Annotated in this window: 16 protein-coding genes; 8 read left to right on the plus strand and 8 right to left on the minus strand. The window is 63.5% G+C overall.

The features are described 5' to 3' along the window. The gene (locus V7714_RS03865; protein ID WP_335388331.1) at positions 1 to 1,029 is read left to right on the plus strand and encodes a chemotaxis protein CheB; all 1,029 of its coding nucleotides are present in this window, start codon (positions 1 to 3) and stop codon (positions 1,027 to 1,029) included. 58 nt (positions 1,030 to 1,087) lie between these two features. Then, positions 1,088 to 4,666, plus strand: a complete 3,579-nt coding sequence (locus V7714_RS03870) for an EAL domain-containing protein (RefSeq protein WP_335388333.1) — start codon at positions 1,088 to 1,090, stop codon at positions 4,664 to 4,666. A gap of 238 nt (positions 4,667 to 4,904) precedes the next feature. Here the strand turns inward: V7714_RS03870 and V7714_RS03875 are convergent, their stop codons facing one another. The 3 genes from V7714_RS03875 to ilvD are packed head-to-tail and all read right to left on the minus strand — an operon-like array spanning position 4,905 to position 7,444. Beyond that, the gene (locus V7714_RS03875) at positions 4,905 to 5,219 is read right to left on the minus strand and encodes an MGMT family protein (protein ID WP_335388335.1); all 315 of its coding nucleotides are present in this window, start codon (positions 5,217 to 5,219) and stop codon (positions 4,905 to 4,907) included. A gap of 8 nt (positions 5,220 to 5,227) precedes the next feature. Next, on the minus strand, positions 5,228 to 5,557 hold the full coding sequence (locus V7714_RS03880) for a DHCW motif cupin fold protein (protein ID WP_335388337.1): 330 nt from the start codon (positions 5,555 to 5,557) through the stop codon (positions 5,228 to 5,230). 30 nt (positions 5,558 to 5,587) lie between these two features. Then, positions 5,588 to 7,444 (minus strand): dihydroxy-acid dehydratase, encoded by a 1,857-nt coding sequence (gene ilvD / locus V7714_RS03885; protein ID WP_335388339.1) that lies wholly within the window; start codon positions 7,442 to 7,444, stop codon positions 5,588 to 5,590. A 474-nt stretch (positions 7,445 to 7,918) separates the two neighbouring features. Between ilvD and lgt the strand changes: the two genes are divergently transcribed. From lgt to V7714_RS03900, 3 genes are read left to right on the plus strand one after another with little or no spacing between them, the layout of a single operon-like run. Next, positions 7,919 to 8,767, plus strand: a complete 849-nt coding sequence (gene lgt / locus V7714_RS03890) for a prolipoprotein diacylglyceryl transferase (RefSeq protein WP_335388341.1) — start codon at positions 7,919 to 7,921, stop codon at positions 8,765 to 8,767. Further along, the gene (locus V7714_RS03895; protein WP_335388343.1) at positions 8,767 to 9,285 is read left to right on the plus strand and encodes a demethoxyubiquinone hydroxylase family protein; all 519 of its coding nucleotides are present in this window, start codon (positions 8,767 to 8,769) and stop codon (positions 9,283 to 9,285) included. The genes lgt and V7714_RS03895 overlap by 1 nt, the downstream gene beginning before the upstream one ends. Positions 9,286 to 9,302: 17 nt before the next feature. Beyond that, positions 9,303 to 9,731, plus strand: coding sequence for a GNAT family N-acetyltransferase (locus V7714_RS03900; protein ID WP_335388345.1), 429 nt, complete (start codon positions 9,303 to 9,305; stop codon positions 9,729 to 9,731). A 43-nt stretch (positions 9,732 to 9,774) separates the two neighbouring features. Here V7714_RS03900 and V7714_RS03905 read toward each other — a convergent pair whose 3' ends face one another. The 5 genes from V7714_RS03905 to V7714_RS03925 all read right to left on the minus strand — a co-directional run bounded on the left by V7714_RS03905 (position 9,775) and on the right by V7714_RS03925 (position 14,484). Beyond that, complete coding sequence (locus tag V7714_RS03905) at positions 9,775 to 11,391, minus strand: methyl-accepting chemotaxis protein (protein ID WP_335388347.1); 1,617 nt, start codon at positions 11,389 to 11,391, stop codon at positions 9,775 to 9,777. A gap of 238 nt (positions 11,392 to 11,629) precedes the next feature. Then, a complete protein-coding gene (locus V7714_RS03910) occupies positions 11,630 to 12,319 on the minus strand; it encodes a hypothetical protein (RefSeq protein WP_335388349.1) in 690 nt (229 codons plus the stop codon). A gap of 172 nt (positions 12,320 to 12,491) precedes the next feature. Then, positions 12,492 to 13,175 carry a GAF domain-containing protein gene (locus V7714_RS03915; protein ID WP_335388352.1) on the minus strand — a complete coding sequence of 228 codons (684 nt, stop codon included), beginning with the start codon at positions 13,173 to 13,175 and terminating at the stop codon, positions 12,492 to 12,494. 61 nt (positions 13,176 to 13,236) lie between these two features. After that, on the minus strand, positions 13,237 to 13,791 hold the full coding sequence (locus V7714_RS03920; protein WP_335388355.1) for a hypothetical protein: 555 nt from the start codon (positions 13,789 to 13,791) through the stop codon (positions 13,237 to 13,239). Positions 13,792 to 13,875: 84 nt separating this feature from the next. Continuing rightward, entirely contained in the window at positions 13,876 to 14,484 is a 609-nt protein-coding gene (locus V7714_RS03925) for an arylesterase (protein WP_335388358.1), read from the minus strand. Here V7714_RS03925 and V7714_RS03930 point away from each other — a divergent pair. The 3 genes from V7714_RS03930 (at position 14,474) to V7714_RS03940 (ending at position 18,299) form a co-directional block, all read left to right on the plus strand. Then, a complete protein-coding gene (locus V7714_RS03930; RefSeq protein WP_335388360.1) occupies positions 14,474 to 15,199 on the plus strand; it encodes an ABC transporter ATP-binding protein in 726 nt (241 codons plus the stop codon). The genes V7714_RS03925 and V7714_RS03930 overlap by 11 nt on opposite strands. A gap of 62 nt (positions 15,200 to 15,261) precedes the next feature. Beyond that, the gene (locus V7714_RS03935; RefSeq protein WP_335388362.1) at positions 15,262 to 15,837 is read left to right on the plus strand and encodes a hypothetical protein; all 576 of its coding nucleotides are present in this window, start codon (positions 15,262 to 15,264) and stop codon (positions 15,835 to 15,837) included. Further along, positions 15,834 to 18,299, plus strand: coding sequence for an ABC transporter permease (locus V7714_RS03940; RefSeq protein WP_335388364.1), 2,466 nt, complete (start codon positions 15,834 to 15,836; stop codon positions 18,297 to 18,299). Before V7714_RS03935 ends, V7714_RS03940 begins: the two co-directional genes overlap by 4 nt. Positions 18,300 to 18,302: the final 3 nt, after the last annotated feature.

The following is an 18,302-nucleotide window of genomic DNA, read 5'->3' on the forward strand; positions in this document are numbered from 1 at the left end:
ATGCATGTGTTGCTTGTAGACGACTCCAGCGTAAGCCGATTGCTGCTGCGTAGCCTGCTGGAGCAGGCCGGTTTTCGGGTCAGCGAGGCCGAGCATGGCCAGGCCGCACTGGACCAACTGGCTACCTTGCGGCCCGACCTGGTCACCATGGACATCCACATGCCAGGCCTGGACGGTTTCGAAACCACCCGCCGCATCATGCAGCAGCATCCCCTACCCATCGTCATCGTAACCAGCGGTATCAATCTGCCCGGCGCGCAGACGGCCATGCAGGCGCTGGAGGCCGGGGCGCTCATGGTGCTGGAAAAACCCACCGGCCCAACCGACCCGCACTTCCAGCAGCGCGCCGAGGTACTGACCAGCAGCTTGCTATACCTCGCCCACACAACGGTCAGGCAACCAGGGCCAGCAGACGATGCCCAAGCCGCGGCCCTGCTTTCATTGCAGCACTGGCTGCACCGGCCCTTCCAGGTCTTGGTCATGGGCGCCTCGGCGGGCGGCCCGCCTGCTCTCAAGACCCTGCTGAACCGGCTGAACCCCGCCTGCCCCTGGCCCATCCTGCTGGTGCAACACATCTCGCCCGGCTTCGCCGGCAATTATTGCGAATGGCTGGCAAGCCAGACCCTCCTGCCGGTGCAACTGGCCAGCCATGGCCAGCTAGCACTACCGGGCCATATCTATGTGGCACCAGACGATCAGCACCTGCGGATAGATACCGGCTTGCGACTATCGCTGGACCAGAGTGCACGGCAGCCCTATATCCGCCCGGCCATAGACGAGCTGTTCGACAGCGCCGCCAGCCAGCTGCGCGGACATGCCATCGCCGTGCTGCTGTCAGGCATGGGCCGGGATGGCGTGGAAGGTCTAGCCCGGCTCAAGGCCTTGGGTGCGCTGACCCTGGTACAAAGCCCCACCTCGGCAGTAGTCGATGGCATGCCCAAGGCCGCCATCACCCAGCATGCTGCCTGCTATGTTGAAACGCCCGGCGGCGTGGCCGCCATACTGAATCGCTTGATGCTCCATACTTGATGCAATAACCCGACTGTCAACAGGCAGCGCATAAATACCTTACAGGAGGGCAGCTCCCATGCTGCGAGGAATCGATATCTTGATTGTTGAGGACAGCCCTACCCAGGCGGAGCAGCTATGTGCCTTGCTGGAAGGCCATGGCTGCGTACCTCGCATATCCAACAATGGCGTGCAGGCGCTGAACAAGGTCAGCGAGCAGATACCGGACATCATCATCAGCGATGTGGTCATGCCCATGATGGATGGCTACGAATTGTGCCGTCGCCTCAAGGCCAATCCCGAAACCAGCCATGTCCCCATCATTCTGGTCACCACGCTCTCCGACCCGCGCGACGTGGTACATGGTCTGGCTTGTGGGGCAGACAACTTCATCCTCAAACCCTACGATGAGAAATACTTGGTATCGCGCCTGCGCTACCTGCTGGCCAACAACGCGCTCCGCGGCCAGGACAGGGTATCCATGGGTGTGGAGGTAGTGCTGGAGGGCGAGCGCCATTTCATCACGGCTGCACGCCAGCAGATACTGGACCTGCTGATCTCCACCTACGAGCAAGGTGTCAGGCTCAACAGCCAGTTGCAGGCCAAGCATGTGGAGCTGTCAGAATCACATAGCCTGCTCGATAGCCTGTTCCGCTTTTCCTCCGGCCTCAGTGCGCCCCAGACCGAGCAGCAGCTGATCGATGCTGCGCTGCAGTCGGTCAGCCGTTTTCCGCATAGCCAGGGGGCCTGGCTGCTGCTCGCGGACAACGAGGATGGCTCGCTACGCTTTGCTGGCGCCAGCGGCGCGGTGGACATGGATCGCATCAATGCGGCAGCCGGCCAGGATTGCCCCTGCCAGCACGCCCTGCGCCACGACAACCAGTTGACGGCCTTCAATGTCGGCAACTGCGGCGTGCTGGCCCATGCCCAGCGACACGCCTGCGCCCCGCTGGTGCTGGGCAATGAGTTGGTTGGGATACTCAATGTAGTGCGCGACGACGGCGAGGACTGGCCCGACGCCGAGCTCAATACCCTCACCTCGGTAGGCCAGCAACTGGTCATCGCCTTGACCCGCGCCAGGGTGCTGGAGCGGCTGGAAAGCCTGGTACAGGAACGCACCAGCGCACTGCGGATGGAAATGGCCGAACGTGAACGGGCCGAGATCGCCTTGCGCCACAGCGAAGCATTGATGCTCAAGGTATTGGAAACCCTGCCCATCGGTGTCTGGGTCACCGACAGGCTGGGCTGCGTGCTGCTGCACAATCCCGAGGCCATCCGCATCTGGAGTGGTGCAGCCCCTTTCTCCCATGCACTACAGGAGCCGGCAGAGAACGAGTCCCCCGCCGTGCAACATATACGCCAGTCGTTGGCTCGGGTGCTGGCTGTCGGCGAGCTGATACTCAACGACCCCATAGACATGCAGGCCCTGGACGGCGTCAAGCGTACCTTGCTCAATTCTGCCGTACCCCTAACCGACGAGCGCAACCGCATCCAGGGCGCCATCGTGGTGCAACAGGACATCACCGCCCAGCAGGTGATCGATCTGGAATTGCGGATACGTGACCGCGCCATCGAGTCCAGTGTCAACGCTATTGTCATTACCGACAACCGGCAGGCCCACAACCCCATCATCTACGTCAACCAGGCCTTTGAGCGTATCACCGGCTACAAGCGCGAGACGGTAATGGGCCGCAACTGTCGTTTCCTGCAGGGCGACGACAACGATCAGGTCGCGCTCTCAGCCATACGGCTGGCACTGCTGCAAGGCATCGAGGGCAAGGCACTGCTGCGCAACTACCGGCGGGATGGCACCATGTTCTGGAACGAGCTGCGGGTGGCGCCCACCTTCGATAGCCAGGGCAATATCAGCCACTATGTGGGCGTACTCAACGATGTCACCGATGCCAAGCGCTACCAGGACGAGCTGGAGCACCAGGCCAACTTCGACACCCTCACCACCCTGCCCAACCGCAACCTGCTGATGGACCGCATACGTCAGGCCATCGTCCAGGCGAATCGCCACAATGCGCGCTTCGCCCTGGCCTTCATGGACCTGGACAACTTCAAGTACGTCAACGACAGCCTGGGGCATTCGGTAGGCGACCAATTGCTGGTGGAAGTCGCCAGGCGGATACGCGACTGCGTGCGTGAATACGATACGGTGGCCCGGCTGGGGGGTGACGAATTCGTGCTACTGCTGCCCGAGACACGCAGCGATCAGGAAGTAGAACTCGCCCTCAAGCGCATGAGCTCCCAACTGGCCCTGCCCATCAAGCTGGCCAACGAGGTGGAGCTCTATGTCTCCACCAGTATGGGCTATTGCTTCTACCCCTCAGATGGCAACGATGTGGACGAATTGCTGCGCAATGCCGATACCGCCATGTATAAGGCCAAGGAACTGGGCAAGAGCCAGATCAGCCGGTTCGAGCTGACCATGAACGATACGGTGCAGAAACGGGTGGCCTTGGAGCGTGACCTACGCCACGCCATCAGCCAGGGTGAGCTGGAGATGTTCTATCAACCACAGCTTGATCTGCGGACCGGCGCCCTATGCGGCTTCGAGGCATTGATACGCTGGCGCATGGCCGATGGCCGCATTATCTCGCCGCTGGATTTCATCCCGGTGGCCGAGGAATCCGGCCTGATACGCGATGTGGACCGCTATGTGATCAACTGCGTGTTCCAGCAGGTCGCCGCTTGGCTGGCTGCGGGTTACGACCCTGGCGAAGTGGCCATCAATATCTCCACCTATAGCCTGCAGGAGCACGATATCGTCGCCTATATCAGCGACACGCTCAGCCGCCACCAGGTGCCGGCCGCCCGCTTCAAGCTGGAGGTCACCGAAGGCCTGCTGATGAAGAATGTGGACACCGCCCAGCGCATCATGAACGATCTCAAGGCGGTGGGACTCAAATGGTCCATCGATGATTTCGGCACCGGTTACTCTGCGCTCAGCTACCTGCGCAAATATCCGTTCGACCAGCTCAAGATAGACCGCAGCTTTGTCGAGGATGTCCACCTCAACCTGGAGAACGCCTCGGTCACCCGCGCCATCATCAGCATGGCGCATTCGCTGGGTATCGCCGTCATCGCCGAGGGTGTGGAAACGGTAGAGCAGTTGGGCTTTCTGCTGCAGGCCGGCTGCGGCCAGATACAGGGCTACTATTACTCGCCCCCCCTGCCCGCCAGCAGCAGCATGCAGTTGCTGGCCAACGACGGTGTACTGTCACTGCCCGCCATCAGCATCAAGCGCAATCAACGCACCTTGCTGGTGGTGGACAGCACACCTGCCATACACACCTACCTGCTGCGCGATCTGCATCGCGAGGGCTACCATATCCTGAACGTGGACTGCCCGGCCGATGCCTTCAAGATACTGGCTATCAACCAGGTGGGCGTAGTGCTGGCCGACCAGCGCCAGCCCGGCATCAGCGGCGCCGATTTCCTGCGCCAGGTCAAAACCCTGCATCCCGATACGGTACGTATCGCCATGAGCAGCTACACCGACGTGGACTCCATCCTGAAGGCCATCAATGAGGGCGCCATCTTCCGCTTCATCACCAAACCCTGGCAGCCGCAGGAGCTGAAGGAGCAGCTACGTGAAGCCTTCAAACAGTATGAATTAAGGCGCTACGGTGAGGTTGCCCAGTTCGATTGAGCACGGCCAGGCCCGCCGGGCTAAGAGCTTGTTCACGACCTTTTCGCCTCGGCGCTGGACCGGAAAAGGGTTAGGTACAAGGCGGGCGACGCAGGCAATAACCGGTTATTACCAAGGAGTCCAACGCAGTACATGGCCCTTTTCCGGTCCAGCCCTTCGGGTTCCGGTTCGGGTTCCGGGCATTGTTCTCTATCCGGCACTGCCCGGAACGCCGAGGCGAAAAGATCGTGAACAGGCTCTAACCGCCCCAGCCGAACCGCTTCAGGTCTATCCGGCCGTTTGCGGCAAAAGCAACGCCCTCGCCCTGCAGCAGCACCCGCTGCAGGTCGTCCGAGCCGTCCAGCCCACGCGGGCTAACCCTGCCCTCGCCGTTCACCACCCGCCACCAGGGCAGGTCCATACCATCCGGCATCTGCTTGAGCGCCACTCCAACATGGCGGGCATGGCGTGGCAGGCCGGCACGCTTGGCCACCGCGCCATAGCTCATCACCCAGCCCTCGGGTATACCGGCAATCACCGCATAGAAAGCCGCATGCTGCGGATTGTTTGCCATCCTGCCCATCAATCCACAATAAACAACCTGGCCCCGACAGGCGTGCTGGAGCGGTGGGGCTCCGCACCATCGGCCACTTGGTAGCTCATCCCCGCACGTAGCAAAAACTGCCTGCCATCCTTCAGCTCGGTATGCAGGGCGCCCTCCAGGCAGAGCAGGAAATGCCCCTTCTCGCACCAATGGTCGGCCAGGTAGCCGGGGCTGTACTCCACCATGCGCACCCTTACCTCACCAAACTGCTGGGTACGCCAGGTAGCCACCCCAGTCACGCCAGGGTGTTCCGTCGCGGCAATCTGCGACCAATCCGTAGTGCAAAAAGGCAGGTTCGCAATCTGCATGGTCAACTCCTTGGCGGTTCGGGGTACGGTCTACCTGCGTTCTATCTGGCTGACATCACGCACCGCACCGGTATCGGCACTGGTCGTCATGGCGGCATAGGCCCGCAGTGCCGCACTGACCAGGCGGTCACGGTTCACCGGCTTCCAGGCCTGTGCCCCGCGTGCCTCCATCGCCACCCGGCGCCGCGCCAGCTCCTCGTCGGTCACCGCCAGGTGGATGCGCCGATTGGGAATATCGATCTCTATGGTGTCGCCTTCTTCTGCAAGGCCTATCACCCCACCCTCGGCCGCCTCTGGCGACACATGGCCTATGCTCAGGCCCGATGTTCCCCCCGAAAAACGACCATCGGTCAGCAGCGCACAGTCCTTGCCCAGCCCCTTGGATTTCAGGTAACTGGTAGGGTAGAGCATCTCCTGCATGCCGGGGCCGCCCTTGGGGCCTTCGTAGCGTATCAGCACCAGGTCGCCCGCCACGATGCTATCGGCCAGGATGGCCGCCACGGCGGCATCCTGGCTCTCGAAAATACGCACCCTGCCGGTGAACTTGAGGATGCTGTCGTCCACCCCTGCCGTCTTCACAATACAGCCGCGCTCGGCGATATTGCCGTACAGCACGGCCAGGCCACCATCCTGCGAATAAGCATGCTGGCGCGAGCGTATGCAGCCACCCTCGCGGTCCAGATCCAGCTCCGGGTAGCGCATCGATTGCGAGAAGGCGATGGTGGTCGGCACGCCGCCCGGTGCTGCGCGGTAGAAGCGGTGCACATCAGAATCGGCAGGCTGCCGCATCACGTCCCAGGCTTCCAGCGCAGCTGCCATGGTGGGCGCATACACGGTGGGCACCTCGCGGTTGATCAGGCCGGCCCGATCCAGCTCGGCCAGGATGGCCACCACGCCACCGGCACGGTGTACGTCTTCCATATGGTATTTCTGGGTAGCCGGTGCCACCTTGGCCAGACAGGGCACCCGGCGCGAAATCCGGTCTATGTCGGCCATCTTGAAGTCCACCCCCGCCTCGCTGGCGGCAGCCAGCAGATGCAGCACGGTATTGGTGGAGCCGCCCATGGCCACATCCAGGCTCATGGCATTCTCGAAGGCCGCGTAGGTGGCAATACTGCGCGGCAGCACGCTGGCGTCGTCGCCTGCGTAGTAGCGCTTGGCCAGTTCCACAATCAGCCGGCCGGCCTTGAGAAACAGCTCCTTGCGATCGGCGTGGGTCGCCAGGGTGGAGCCGTTGCCAGGCAAGGACAAACCCAGCGCCTCGGTCAGGCAGTTCATGGAGTTGGCGGTAAACATGCCGGAACACGAGCCACAGGTTGGGCAGGCACTACGTTCCACCGCATCGACCTGCTCATCGCTGACCTGGTCATTGGCGGCTTCCACCATGGCGTCCACCAGATCCAGCTTGCGTTCGCTGCCACGCCAGTTGACCTTGCCGGCCTCCATCGGCCCGCCCGAGACGAACACCACCGGAATATTCAGGCGCAAGGCCGCCATCAGCATGCCGGGCGTGATCTTGTCGCAGTTGGAGATGCACACCAGCGCGTCGGCACAATGGGCATTGACCATGTACTCCACCGAATCGGCAATCAGTTCGCGGCTGGGCAGTGAATACAGCATGCCGCCATGGCCCATGGCGATGCCGTCATCCACGGCAATGGTGTTGAACTCCTTGGCTACCCCACCTGCCCTCTCTATCTCGCGGGCCACCAACTGTCCCAGGTTCTGCAGGTGTACATGGCCGGGCACAAATTGGGTAAAGCTGTTGGCAATGGCAATGATGGGCTTGTCGAAATCGCCATCCTTCATGCCGGTGGCTCGCCACAGGGCGCGCGCGCCGGCCATGTTGCGGCCGTGGGTGGTGGTACGGGAACGATAAGTGGGCATGCTGCTAAATCCTTGGCACGGTCAGGCGCGCCTCATCAATGGGAACGGATCGACAGCCCGGTGGTACGGGTGGAAACGGGGGCGCGGGGAAGCGGGTGGTGGGCCTGCGGGGCGCGACCCAGCGCCGGCGATGGCGGGCGCTACGTTTCGGGTCTCAGGCGGACGATTGTAGCCTGAAAGAGAGGCAAAAGGGGTGCTTGCAACAGCCTGAACCACCCATCAGAGCAGGCTGCCTGCGAACCACCAAGGCACAGCATCCAACTGATTTACAAGCAGAAGCCCTGAGCGCACGCGGCAACACCGTAGCGCCACACCCGCTGCGGCCGACAGCGCCAGTGCTCGGACCAGGCCTCGCGGTGGCGATCAATGCCAAGCCACGGGATGCATACCGTGGCAGGGAACCAAGCGGGCTGGCAAGTATCATGCAGACATGCCGGCTATAATGCCGGCCTTTCCCGCATAACTGAGCGCACCATGCTGACTCATCCGCAAATCGACGCGGTCGCCATTCATCTCGGCCCCCTTTCCATACGCTGGTACGGGCTTATGTACCTGGTTGGTTTTGTGTTCTTCCTGTGGCTGGGGCACCGCCGCATCAAGCGCAATCCGCAAAGCGGCTGGACCACCACACAGCTGGACGACCTGCTGTTCTACGGTGTACTGGGCGTGATACTGGGTGGTCGGCTTGGTTACGTGCTGTTCTACAAGCCCGCCTTCTACCTTGCCAACCCACTCGATGTGCTGAAGATATGGGAGGGCGGCATGGCCTTCCATGGCGGCTTCCTGGGCGTGCTGGTCGCCATGTGGCTGTTCGGCCGCAAGACCGGCCGCAGCTTCTTTGAGGTAACCGATTTCATCGCCCCGCTGGTGCCGCTGGGCCTGGCCGCAGGCCGCCTGGGCAATTTCATCAATGGCGAGCTGTGGGGCCGCGTCACCAGCCCCGATGCGCCCTGGGCCATGCTGTTCCCCAGCGCCCAGCAGGCCGATCTCAAGGCGGCCCAGTTCAACCCGGCCTACAACGCCATGCTGCAGGCCTACGGTGCGCTACCCCGCCACGCCTCCCAGCTTTACCAGTTTGTACTGGAAGGCTTGCTGCTGTTCGTCGTGTTGTGGGTCTTCTCCGGCAAGCCACGCCGTACTGGCCAGGTGTCGGCGGTCTTCCTGCTGGGCTACGGTCTCTGCCGCTTTATTGCCGAGTTCGCCCGTGAGCCCGATGACTTCCTCGGCATCCTCACCTTCGGTTTCAGCATGGGCCAGTGGCTCAGCCTGCCCATGATATTGGCCGGCGCAGCCCTGTGGTACACCAGCAGCAAGCAACGCTGATGCACCTTACGCTGGGTGACCGCATACTCAAGGTCAACCACGCTGGTGAGCACGGTGCAGTCCATATCTATGCGGGCCAGCTTTTGCTGGCCCGTTTTACTGCGCCGGCAGCCTGTGCCGGACTGGCAGGCAAGCAGGCACACGAAACCCGGCACCGCGCCATTTTTGCGGCTGAACTGACCAGGCGCGCAGTGCCTCGCTGCCGCAGTTACTGGCTATGCGCGATGGGTGGTTACTTCCTGGGCATCTGCACCGGCCTGCTGGGCGCGCAGGCTATTGCCGCCACCACGGTAGCCGTGGAGCGGGTCGTGCTGGTGCATCTGCAACAGCAGCTACAGACTCTGCAAGGGCAGGATAGCGCGGCCACCGTGTCCATAGAATCGATCCTGGCCGAGGAACAAGCCCATCACGATGATGCGGCAGCCCAACTCAAGCCAGATCAGCTCTGGCCCCGTCTGCTGGACCCCTTGGTCGCTGGTGCGACCTCGGCCGTCATCTGGCTGGGCATGCGCTTTTAAACACCAGGGAAGATTGAATGGATATCCAATTGTGCGACCACTGCGACCAGCTCAGCACTGCCGAGCTGGAGGCCCTGTTTGCCGCCGCCGGCCTGGGTGGGCGCAAGGGTGACAAGATACGGCGGGCATTTCTCAACAGCCAGCTGGTTAGCCTGGCCTATGCGGGCGGGCATCTGGTGGGCGCCAGCCGCGCCCTCACCGACGGCGAATACCACGGTTTTATCTATGATGTCGCCGTTCATCCCGACTTCCAGGGCCAGGGTCTGGGCCGGCGGTTGATGCAATCGCTACTCGACCGCCTACCGGTGTACCGTGTCATGCTGATTGCCGACCAGGACGTGCAGGGCTTCTATCGCACCCTGGGCTTCGACAAGCACGGCGATGCCATGGCCCGGTTTGACAGGCACCGCTTGTACGACCTCAGCACCACCGAAAACCAGGCGTGAGCCGGTAGGCGATACCGGCGGCGCGATTCGGTACCCTCCAGGTTTACAGGCGGAAGTGCGCCACACTGGCCTGCAGTGCCTGCGCCACCTCGGCCAGCCGGCCCGCCGCAGCGGCACCCTGCTCGGCCTCGTCCGTGGTGCTGGCCGCCATCTGTACGATGCGCTCCACGTTCTGGGCAATTTCCTGGCTGGCCGACGATTGCTCCTTCAGCGCCAGCGATATCTCGTTGGTCACCCCTACCAATTCGTGGCTGCCCGCCTGTATGGCCCGCATGGCGGCATCGGCGCTGCGCGCACCGCTTACGCCCACCGCCACCTGGCCTACGGCCGCCTCCATATCGCGTACGGCTTCGCCGGCCGATGCCTGGGTGGCCGCTATCATGCCGCCGATCTCGGCGGTGGCCTGGCTGGTGCGTTCGGCCAGCTTGCGCACCTCGTCTGCCACCACGGCAAAGCCCCGTCCGGTATCGCCGGCGCGGGCAGCCTCGATGGCAGCATTCAGCGCCAGCAGATTGGTCTGGTCGGCAATATCGCGTATCACGGCAACGATAGAGGATATCCGCTCGGTTTCGGCACCCAAGGCATTGATGGTGCCGGCAGACTGCGCAATCGATTTCGCCACCCGGTCTATCTCGGCACCCACTTTTTGTATGGTGACGCTCCCCGTCTCCGCTCCCTGGCCTGCCTGCTCGGTCAGGCTGTGGGCCACACGGGCGTTATCGGCCAGATGATTGACACTGACGCTCAACTGCTCGATAGCTGCCGCCATGGCAGCCGCCGAATCGCTTTGCTGGCGGGCGCTGCCAGAGATACGCCGGGTGCCCCCGCTCACCTGGCTGGCCTCGCTGCTGACCTGCTCGGCCAGGGCGCGCAACGCCTGCACATTCCCGGCCAGGCCTTGCCGCATGGCTTCGACGCTGGCCAGCAGGCTGTCGCTGTCACCGGCACGCACAGACACTGCCTGGGCCAGGTCTCCCGCTGCCAGCCGTCGCATCACCGACCGGGCCACATCTGGCTCGCCGCCTATCTGGCGCATGACCGAGCGCACCAGCCAGCCCCCCAGCAGCACCGCCAGCACCAGAGCACCCAGGGCCACCCCAACCACCACGCCTATGATGCGCTGGCTGGCCGCTGCGGCCTCGGCCTTGGCGGCCTGAACCTGCCCATGTGTCGCCTTGAGCCAGTCCTCCAGCAAGGCCTGCATGGGCTCCCATGCCAGCATGCTCTCGAACTGGATGATCTTGTCGCGGGCGGCATCGAGATCGCCCCCCAGCACCAGCTCACGCGCCTCGAACTGGTATTGCTGCTGCAGCTTGCGTAGCTCGGCAAAGCGCGCCAGACGCTTCAGGTCATCGGCATCGCCCGCCAGCAAGGTGTTGGCCGAAGCCACCACGGCGGCTATCCGCTCGGGCGCCGCGTTCAGTTCGGCCAGGGCCTGCTCGTTGGTGGGGTCGGCATACAGGCTACGCAAGGACACACTGCTGCCCTGCGCCAGCACATACAGCCGCGTCAGGGTTTGCAGCTCGGCCTGGTCACGTTCCACAAAGCGGACCAGACCCGCCTGGTTGTTCTGGAAGCCCACCACGGCGATCACGCCGATCACCACCAGCAGACTGCAAACCGCGCCGATGACGGCGCTCATGCGATACGATAACTTCATCAGTACTACCCCTGTCGTCTGGCGGTAACCCAAACCTGGCTTTGCGACGGACGTGAAACCCCGACCATGGTGCCGGGCGCGGGTCGCAGTATCAGTGGATTCGCCGCGCATAAACATAAGGGTTTTCTGCTATTCATTGATTTGACAATGAAAAAGCCCGCAAACGCGGGCTTATCCAGTGCCAACAATCGGACCCAGCCAAACCATGCAGGGTACGTTGAACCTTCACCCCGCGCTGCTAAAGGCGAGACTGTATGGCTTGATTGAGGTTACCGCGCCGGCCCCGCATCCGTGCCAGTTCGTCTACCCGCTGGTTGCGCCCGGCGAATATAGGCTCAAACGCCTGTATGCGCCGGCGCATGTCCAGCTGCCCTGCCGTAATGGTCAACGGCCGGGCCTCGGTGAAACGCGACATGCCCATAGGCCCGATATTCTGGTTGTGCTGGCGGTATTGCTGGTAGTCGGAACCATGCAAAGCGTAGTCAGTAAGGGCCCTGAGCCTTCCGCCGTTAACCGAGGTAACACCAGAGTGCGCTTCCATCTGCACCCAGCTATGCCCCTGCGGCGTGGTGCCATGCAGAATGGTGCCGAAATTCTGGTTGTTGAACGGCATCTGCAGCTCGGTCTGCGCCGCATTGTGGTTGGGATAATGCGAACTGGGCAGACTGGTCCAATCACGCGGACGACGTGAGCCAGTCCAGCCACTATTTGCCTCTGCCTGCTGCAGCGAGTGATTCAGCGCGCCATTATCCTGTACCACCATATGGCCGCCATGCAATACGTCTTCATTACGCATCATGGGGTTGCTATGGCGGCGGGAGCCAAAGGCGAACAGGCTGCGCACCTGCTGCAGGCTGTTCCATTGCGCTTGAGAGAAATCGTTCTGGTGGGCATTCAGCGACTGGGTAATCTCTCGTGGCGTGGGCATGGCCTTTTCTCTCCTGGCTGACGGCATGCACTGCGCGCGAACACCAACGCTGCAGGCAAGATTGATTGTCAGCTCGGTATAGCCAAATCCGCCAAAAACGCCAATGCGCTCTCGCGCCGGCAAGCAGCCCGCTGCGGCGAACTTGCCCCATGCTCTGGCAAACTAGCCAGTGTCAATCAGGCAGGCAGTTTGGCGCCAACAGGCACAGGGCCACCAGTCTGGCCAGTATCTCGCCCTTGAAAAAATCGCGGCGGGCGTCTTCTGCGTCTACTATGCCCACGATCGTGCCAGCTTCATCAAACAGCGGCAGGCAGGCTTCGCTCTGCACCTCGGCATCGCAGGTGTAGTACGCCCCGCCCTCGGCCACATAGCTGGCTACGTTATCTATGATGCGCCCCTGCCCCGACAAACCCACGGCGCTGTTGTTGGAGTGCAATGCAAACTCCGCCGTGAGCGGGAATTCGGCCCGGCTGGGCTTGCCGGCATAGGCCAGCTTGACCAAGGCCCGGCCGCCAGCCACCTCGCGTGCCTGGTACACACCCAGCCAGCCACAGGCGGTCTCGGCCACGATACGGTCTACCAGTTCCTTGAGCGCGGCCAGTTGCACGGTTGTTTCCGCACTCACCCCACCCAGCGTTGCCGCCAGATCATAGGGCGCCTCAGCCAGTTGATCGGGCAAGGAGCAGGCGCCATTCTCACCCAGTTCCGGCACACGGTAGGCATACAGCGGCGCGACATCCGCTGGCGCCTGGCTGTTCTCGGCAATCTCGCCATAAGCGGCCAGGTGGTTGCTGACTGCATCGGCATCGAGGGCAGCGGCCAGTCCTGCGCGCGCGAGGTAATCTGCGGTATTCATCGTATTGGTCCTTGACCCTTTTCCGGTCCAGCGCCGGGGTAAAAAAATCGTAAGCAGGCTCTCAGTGCCTGACTGGCTCCGCCTGCTTGTGCAAACCATAAGAGAGGCACAGCACCGCCAGCATCAGCAGCAGATGATAAAAAAACAAACGGGGTATCCCCGCCCAGGCGCCCTTGGTGCCGATGCCAAAACCCGCCATTGCCATGCCGGTGATACCGGCCAGCGCCGGCAACCAGCTCAACCAGCCACCCCGGCTGGCATTGAGCAGGATGACCAGCAAGGACAAGCTATTGACGGCCTGGCGCAATAGCTCTGGCCAGCCCATCACGGTAGCCAGCAATCCCAGCGACATGACCGGCAAGGCGACGCGCGGCGGGGCTGCAGAAAAAGCCACCAGCGTAGGCAGTACCCAATTGGTCAGCTCCGCCATAAAGCCATGCACGGGCACGACCGCCGCAAGCCCGCCAAAACGGAGCGAGCCCAGGGTAGCGGTCAGCATGGCCAGCAAGAAGCCCACGCCGCAAACCACGTCCTTTCTTTGCCAACATAGGCGTACCGCCCAGGCAAAGGCCAGCGCCAGCAGGGCAGCCGAGACAGCGGTCAGGGGTAGCGTCATGGCCTGCATCATAACGGCAGCGCCCAGAAAGCTCACTAGATGAAGGTGAGCTTGCTGGAGACTACCCATGGATAGGGTGGACTGTTATTTGACCAGCTTGCTCACCATGGGCCAGACATTGTCCAGCAAGCGTGGCTGGGCAGCCGCGACCGGGTGCAGTTGATCGGCCTGGAACTGGGCAGGCTGGTCTGCGATACCGTCCAGCAGGAAGGGGGGTGGGGGTAGCTTGTATTGTTTGGCCAAATCGCCAAACATGGCATCGAACTTTGCCGTGAAACTACCGCCAAAGTTCGGTGGCAAGCGCACGGCGATCAAGCCCACCCGTGCGCCGCTGGCCCGGCTTTGCTCAATCATGCTGACCAGGTTGGCACGGGCAGCCGCCACTGGCAGGCCACGCAGGCCGTCATTGGCCCCCAGCTCCAGCAGGATCACATCGGGCTTGTGGGCCTTGAGGGCTGCCGGCAAGCGGGTCAGGCCGCCTGCCGTGGTTTCTCCCGACTGGCTGGCATTGATCACCCGCCAGTCTGGCCCCAGCTTCTTTTGCAACAGGCTGGGCCAGGCCGCTTCCAGCCTGATGCCGTAACCCGCCGACAGGCTATCGCCGTACACCAGCAAGGTTTTGGGGCCAGCAGCCCAGGCAGTTGGTGTATACAGACTAATCAGCAAACCCAAGAACAGAACAATGCGCGCCACGCCAGATTTCCTTCACAGTGAATCATCAACCACAGGTAGCCCCATTCTGGCGGCCCAGGGTCTCAGCAAGCAAGTAGGTTTCGACCACGAGACCCTGACCATATTGGACGACGTGAGTTTCAGCCTGTCACCTGGCAGCACCCTGGCCATCGTCGGCGCATCCGGCTCGGGCAAGTCCACCCTGCTGGGTCTGCTGGCCGGCCTGGACTCCCCCACCCAGGGCAGCGTCACCCTGGCCGGCCACACGCTGGGGCAGTTGGACGAAGACGGCCGGGCAAGGCTGAGGGCCGAGCATGTGGGTTTCGTGTTCCAGAGCTTTCAGCTGCTGCCCGCCCTGACCGCGCTGGACAACGTGGCGCTACCGCTGGAGCTGAACGGCCACAAGGAGGCTCGCCGCGAAGCGCAGGCCCTGCTGGAGCGTGTGGGCCTGGGTAGCCGCGTACAGCACCGCCCCAAGGAACTCTCAGGCGGTGAGCAGCAGCGCGTGGCCCTGGCGCGCGCCTTTGTCACCCGGCCCAAGTTGCTGTTTGCCGATGAACCGACAGGCAACCTCGACACCCAGACCGGCGAGCGCATCATCGATCTGCTGTTCAGCCTCAATAGCGAATCCGGCACCACCCTGGTGCTGGTCACCCATGACGAGCGCCTGGCGGCACGCTGTGGCGCCCGCCTGCGGCTGGCCGGCGGCCAGGTCATAGAACGCGACGGCGTATGAGCGGCATAGGCCGCCCCAGACCTGCACGCAAACCCGCCCCTACAACAGAACAAGACCGAGACATGACCCATTCCCTGCACCTATTCCCCCTACTATTAGCTGGCGCGCTGGCCCTGCCCGCCCAGGCTGCCGAGGAAAAACCGGCCGATGCCTTCTTCCGCCAGCTAGCGAGCCTCTGCGGCAAGGCCTTCGAGGGCAGATTGGTGGAGGGCAACCCCAGCGATACCCGCTTCCGCGAACAAAAGCTGACCATGCATGTGCGCGAATGCAGCCCCGACGTCATACGGGTGCCCTTCCATGTCGGCGACGACCACTCCCGCACCTGGGTCATCAGCCGTACTGCCCAGGGGCTGCGGCTCAAGCACGATCACCGCCACGCCGATGGCAGCGAGGACAGCATCACCCAGTACGGCGGCGACACCATTGAGGCCGGCACGGCCAGCCTGCAATCCTTCCCGGCCGATGCCCATACGGCCAAGCTGATACCGGCGGCAGCCGAAAACACCTGGCGGGTGGAGATACTGCCGGGCCAGCACTACAGCTACCAGTTGCAAAGGGGTGAGCGGCGCTTCCGGGTGGATTTCGACCTGACCAAGCCGGTTGCCCTGCCGCCAGCCCCCTGGGGCGCCAAGCCATGAACGGCTGGGGCCTGGCCTGGCGCTGGCTCAAGCGCGATCTAACTGCGGGCGAACTGACCGTCATGGCCATCGCCCTGGTGGTGGCCATTGCCGCCATGAGCAGCGTAGGTTTCTTTACCGACCGGGTAGGCCGTGCCCTGCAAAGCGAGGCCGACCAGCTGCTGGCCGCCGATCTGGTGCTGAACGCCGACCAGCCCATCGCCGCTGATTTCCTGGCTGAAGCAGACCGGCGCGGGCTGATGCGGGGTGCCACCGCCACCTTCCCCAGCATGGCGCAGACGGCCGACAATGCCCAGCTGGTCACGGTCAAGGCCGTTTCCACCAGCTATCCGCTACGCGGCGATATCCGGCTGCTGCAGAACGGCAGCGAGATCAAGGTAAGTGGCGGCCCCGCGCCAGGCACCATCTGGGCCGACCAGCGCCTGTTCAGCTCGCTGGGCCTCAAACCCGGTGACACGCTGAAGCTGGGCGACAAGGCCTTTACCCTGGGCCCCATCCTGGCGCGTGAGCCCGATGGCGCAATGGATCTGTACAACTTCATCCCCCGCGCCATGTTCAACGATGCCGATCTGCCCGCAACCGGGCTGATCCAGCCGGGCAGCCGGGTGCGCTACCGCATGCTGTTGGCAGGCGAGCGCGACCAGGTGACCGCCATGCGCGAGTGGCTCAAACCCCGCCTGCAGCGAGGCCAGCGGCTGGAGGATGTGCGCGAGGCGCGACCCGAGATCAACACCTCGCTCAATCGGGCCGAACGCTTCCTGCGCCTGTCTGCCCTGATCAGCGTCTTCATGGCCGCCGCCGCCATTGCACTGGCAGCCCGCCGCTATGTGGAGCGCCACCTCGATGCCGTCGCCCTGCTGCGCACCATGGGGCTGACCCAAAGCCATATCATCGGCTTGTTCCTGCGCCAGTACAGCCTGATGGCCGTGCTATCCATCAGCACCGGCATCGCCTTGGGCTGGCTGACCCAATTCGGCCTGGCCCACCTGCTGGCCGGCATGTTCGAAACCACCCTGCCGCCGGCCGGCCCCTTGCCAGCGCTATCCGGTGCGGCAGTCGGCCTGGTGCTGCTGTTTGGCTTCTGCCTGCCCCCGCTGCTCAGGCTCAAGGGGGTATCACCCTTGCGGGTACTGCGGCGCGATGCCACCCCGGCGGGCAACGCCCCCCTGGCCTTTGGCCTGGGCCTGGCCGCGCTGGCCGGCCTGATCTACTGGCAGGCGGGCGACACCACCCTGGCCGGCCTGGCGCTGGCCGGCCTCGCCGGTACGGTGGCCCTGGCCACGCTGGCAGCCTGGTGCCTGGTCTGGATCACCCCCAAGCTGCCCCTGCCCGGCCAATTGGGTTGGCGCTTCGGTCTGGCCAATGTTGCCCGGCGACGCGGTCTCAGCGTGGCGCAGATCGTCTCGCTATCGCTGGGCCTGATGGCGCTGATGCTGCTGACGGTGGTACGCAACGACCTGCTCAGCGCCTGGGACAAGTCCGTCCCGGTCGATGCGCCCAACCGCTTCGCCATCAATATCCAGCCTGAGCAACGCGCTGGCATCCTGGCCGAGTTCAAGCGCGCCGGCCTGCCCGAGCCGGTGTTCGGCCCCATGATACGGGCACGCCTGCACAGCATTGCCGGCAAGCCGGTGGTGGCCGACAAATACCCCGACGAACGCGCCCGCCGCTTGGCCGAGCGCGAGTTCAACCTCAGCTGGGGCGGCAGCCTGCGCAACGACAACCGCCTGGTGGCCGGCGTGCCGCTGAGCGACAACACCCCTGCCTGGTCGCTGGAAGAAGGCCTGGCCCAGCGCCTGGGCATCAAGCTGGGCGACGAGCTGGCCTTTACCATAGACGGTCAGGTGTTCAAGGCCCCGGTCACCAGCCTGCGGCGGGTCGATTGGGATTCTTTCCGGGTCAACTTCTTCGTGGTGGGCAATCGCGCCCTGTTGGAGAGCCAGCCGGCCAGCTTTGTTAGCAGCTTCTACCTGCCGGATGCCCAGCGTACCTTCTCGACCCAGCTGTCGCGCCAGTTCCCCAATATCACCGTCATCGATGTATCGGTGATACTGCGCGAGGTACGCGGCGTGCTCGACAGGGTGCTGTCGGCGGTGGAGGTAGTCTTCGCCTTCAGCCTGGCGGCCGGCGTCGTGGTGCTATATGCCGCCACCCTGGCCACCCATGATGAGCGCAAGCGCGAGGCCGCCATCCTGCGTACCCTGGGGGCCTCCGGCAAGACTGTCCGGCAGGCTGCCAGCGCAGAACTGCTGCTGGTAGGCGGCCTGGCCGGCTTGTTAGCGGCGGCGGCGGCGCTGGGCATAGGCGCGGGGGCCTCGCAGCAGCTGTTCGAGCTGCCGGCCCGCATCAGCTGGTGGCTCCTGCCCTTTGGCCTGATCAGCGGCGCCCTGGCAGCACGGCTGGCTGCCGCACCCTTGCTGGCAAGGGTGCTCAAGACCCCGCCCTTGCGGGCATTGCGATAATCG

The sequence above is a fragment of the Chitinimonas sp. JJ19 genome, assembly GCF_036961565.1.
GTDB lineage: Bacteria > Pseudomonadota > Gammaproteobacteria > Burkholderiales > Chitinimonadaceae > Chitinimonas.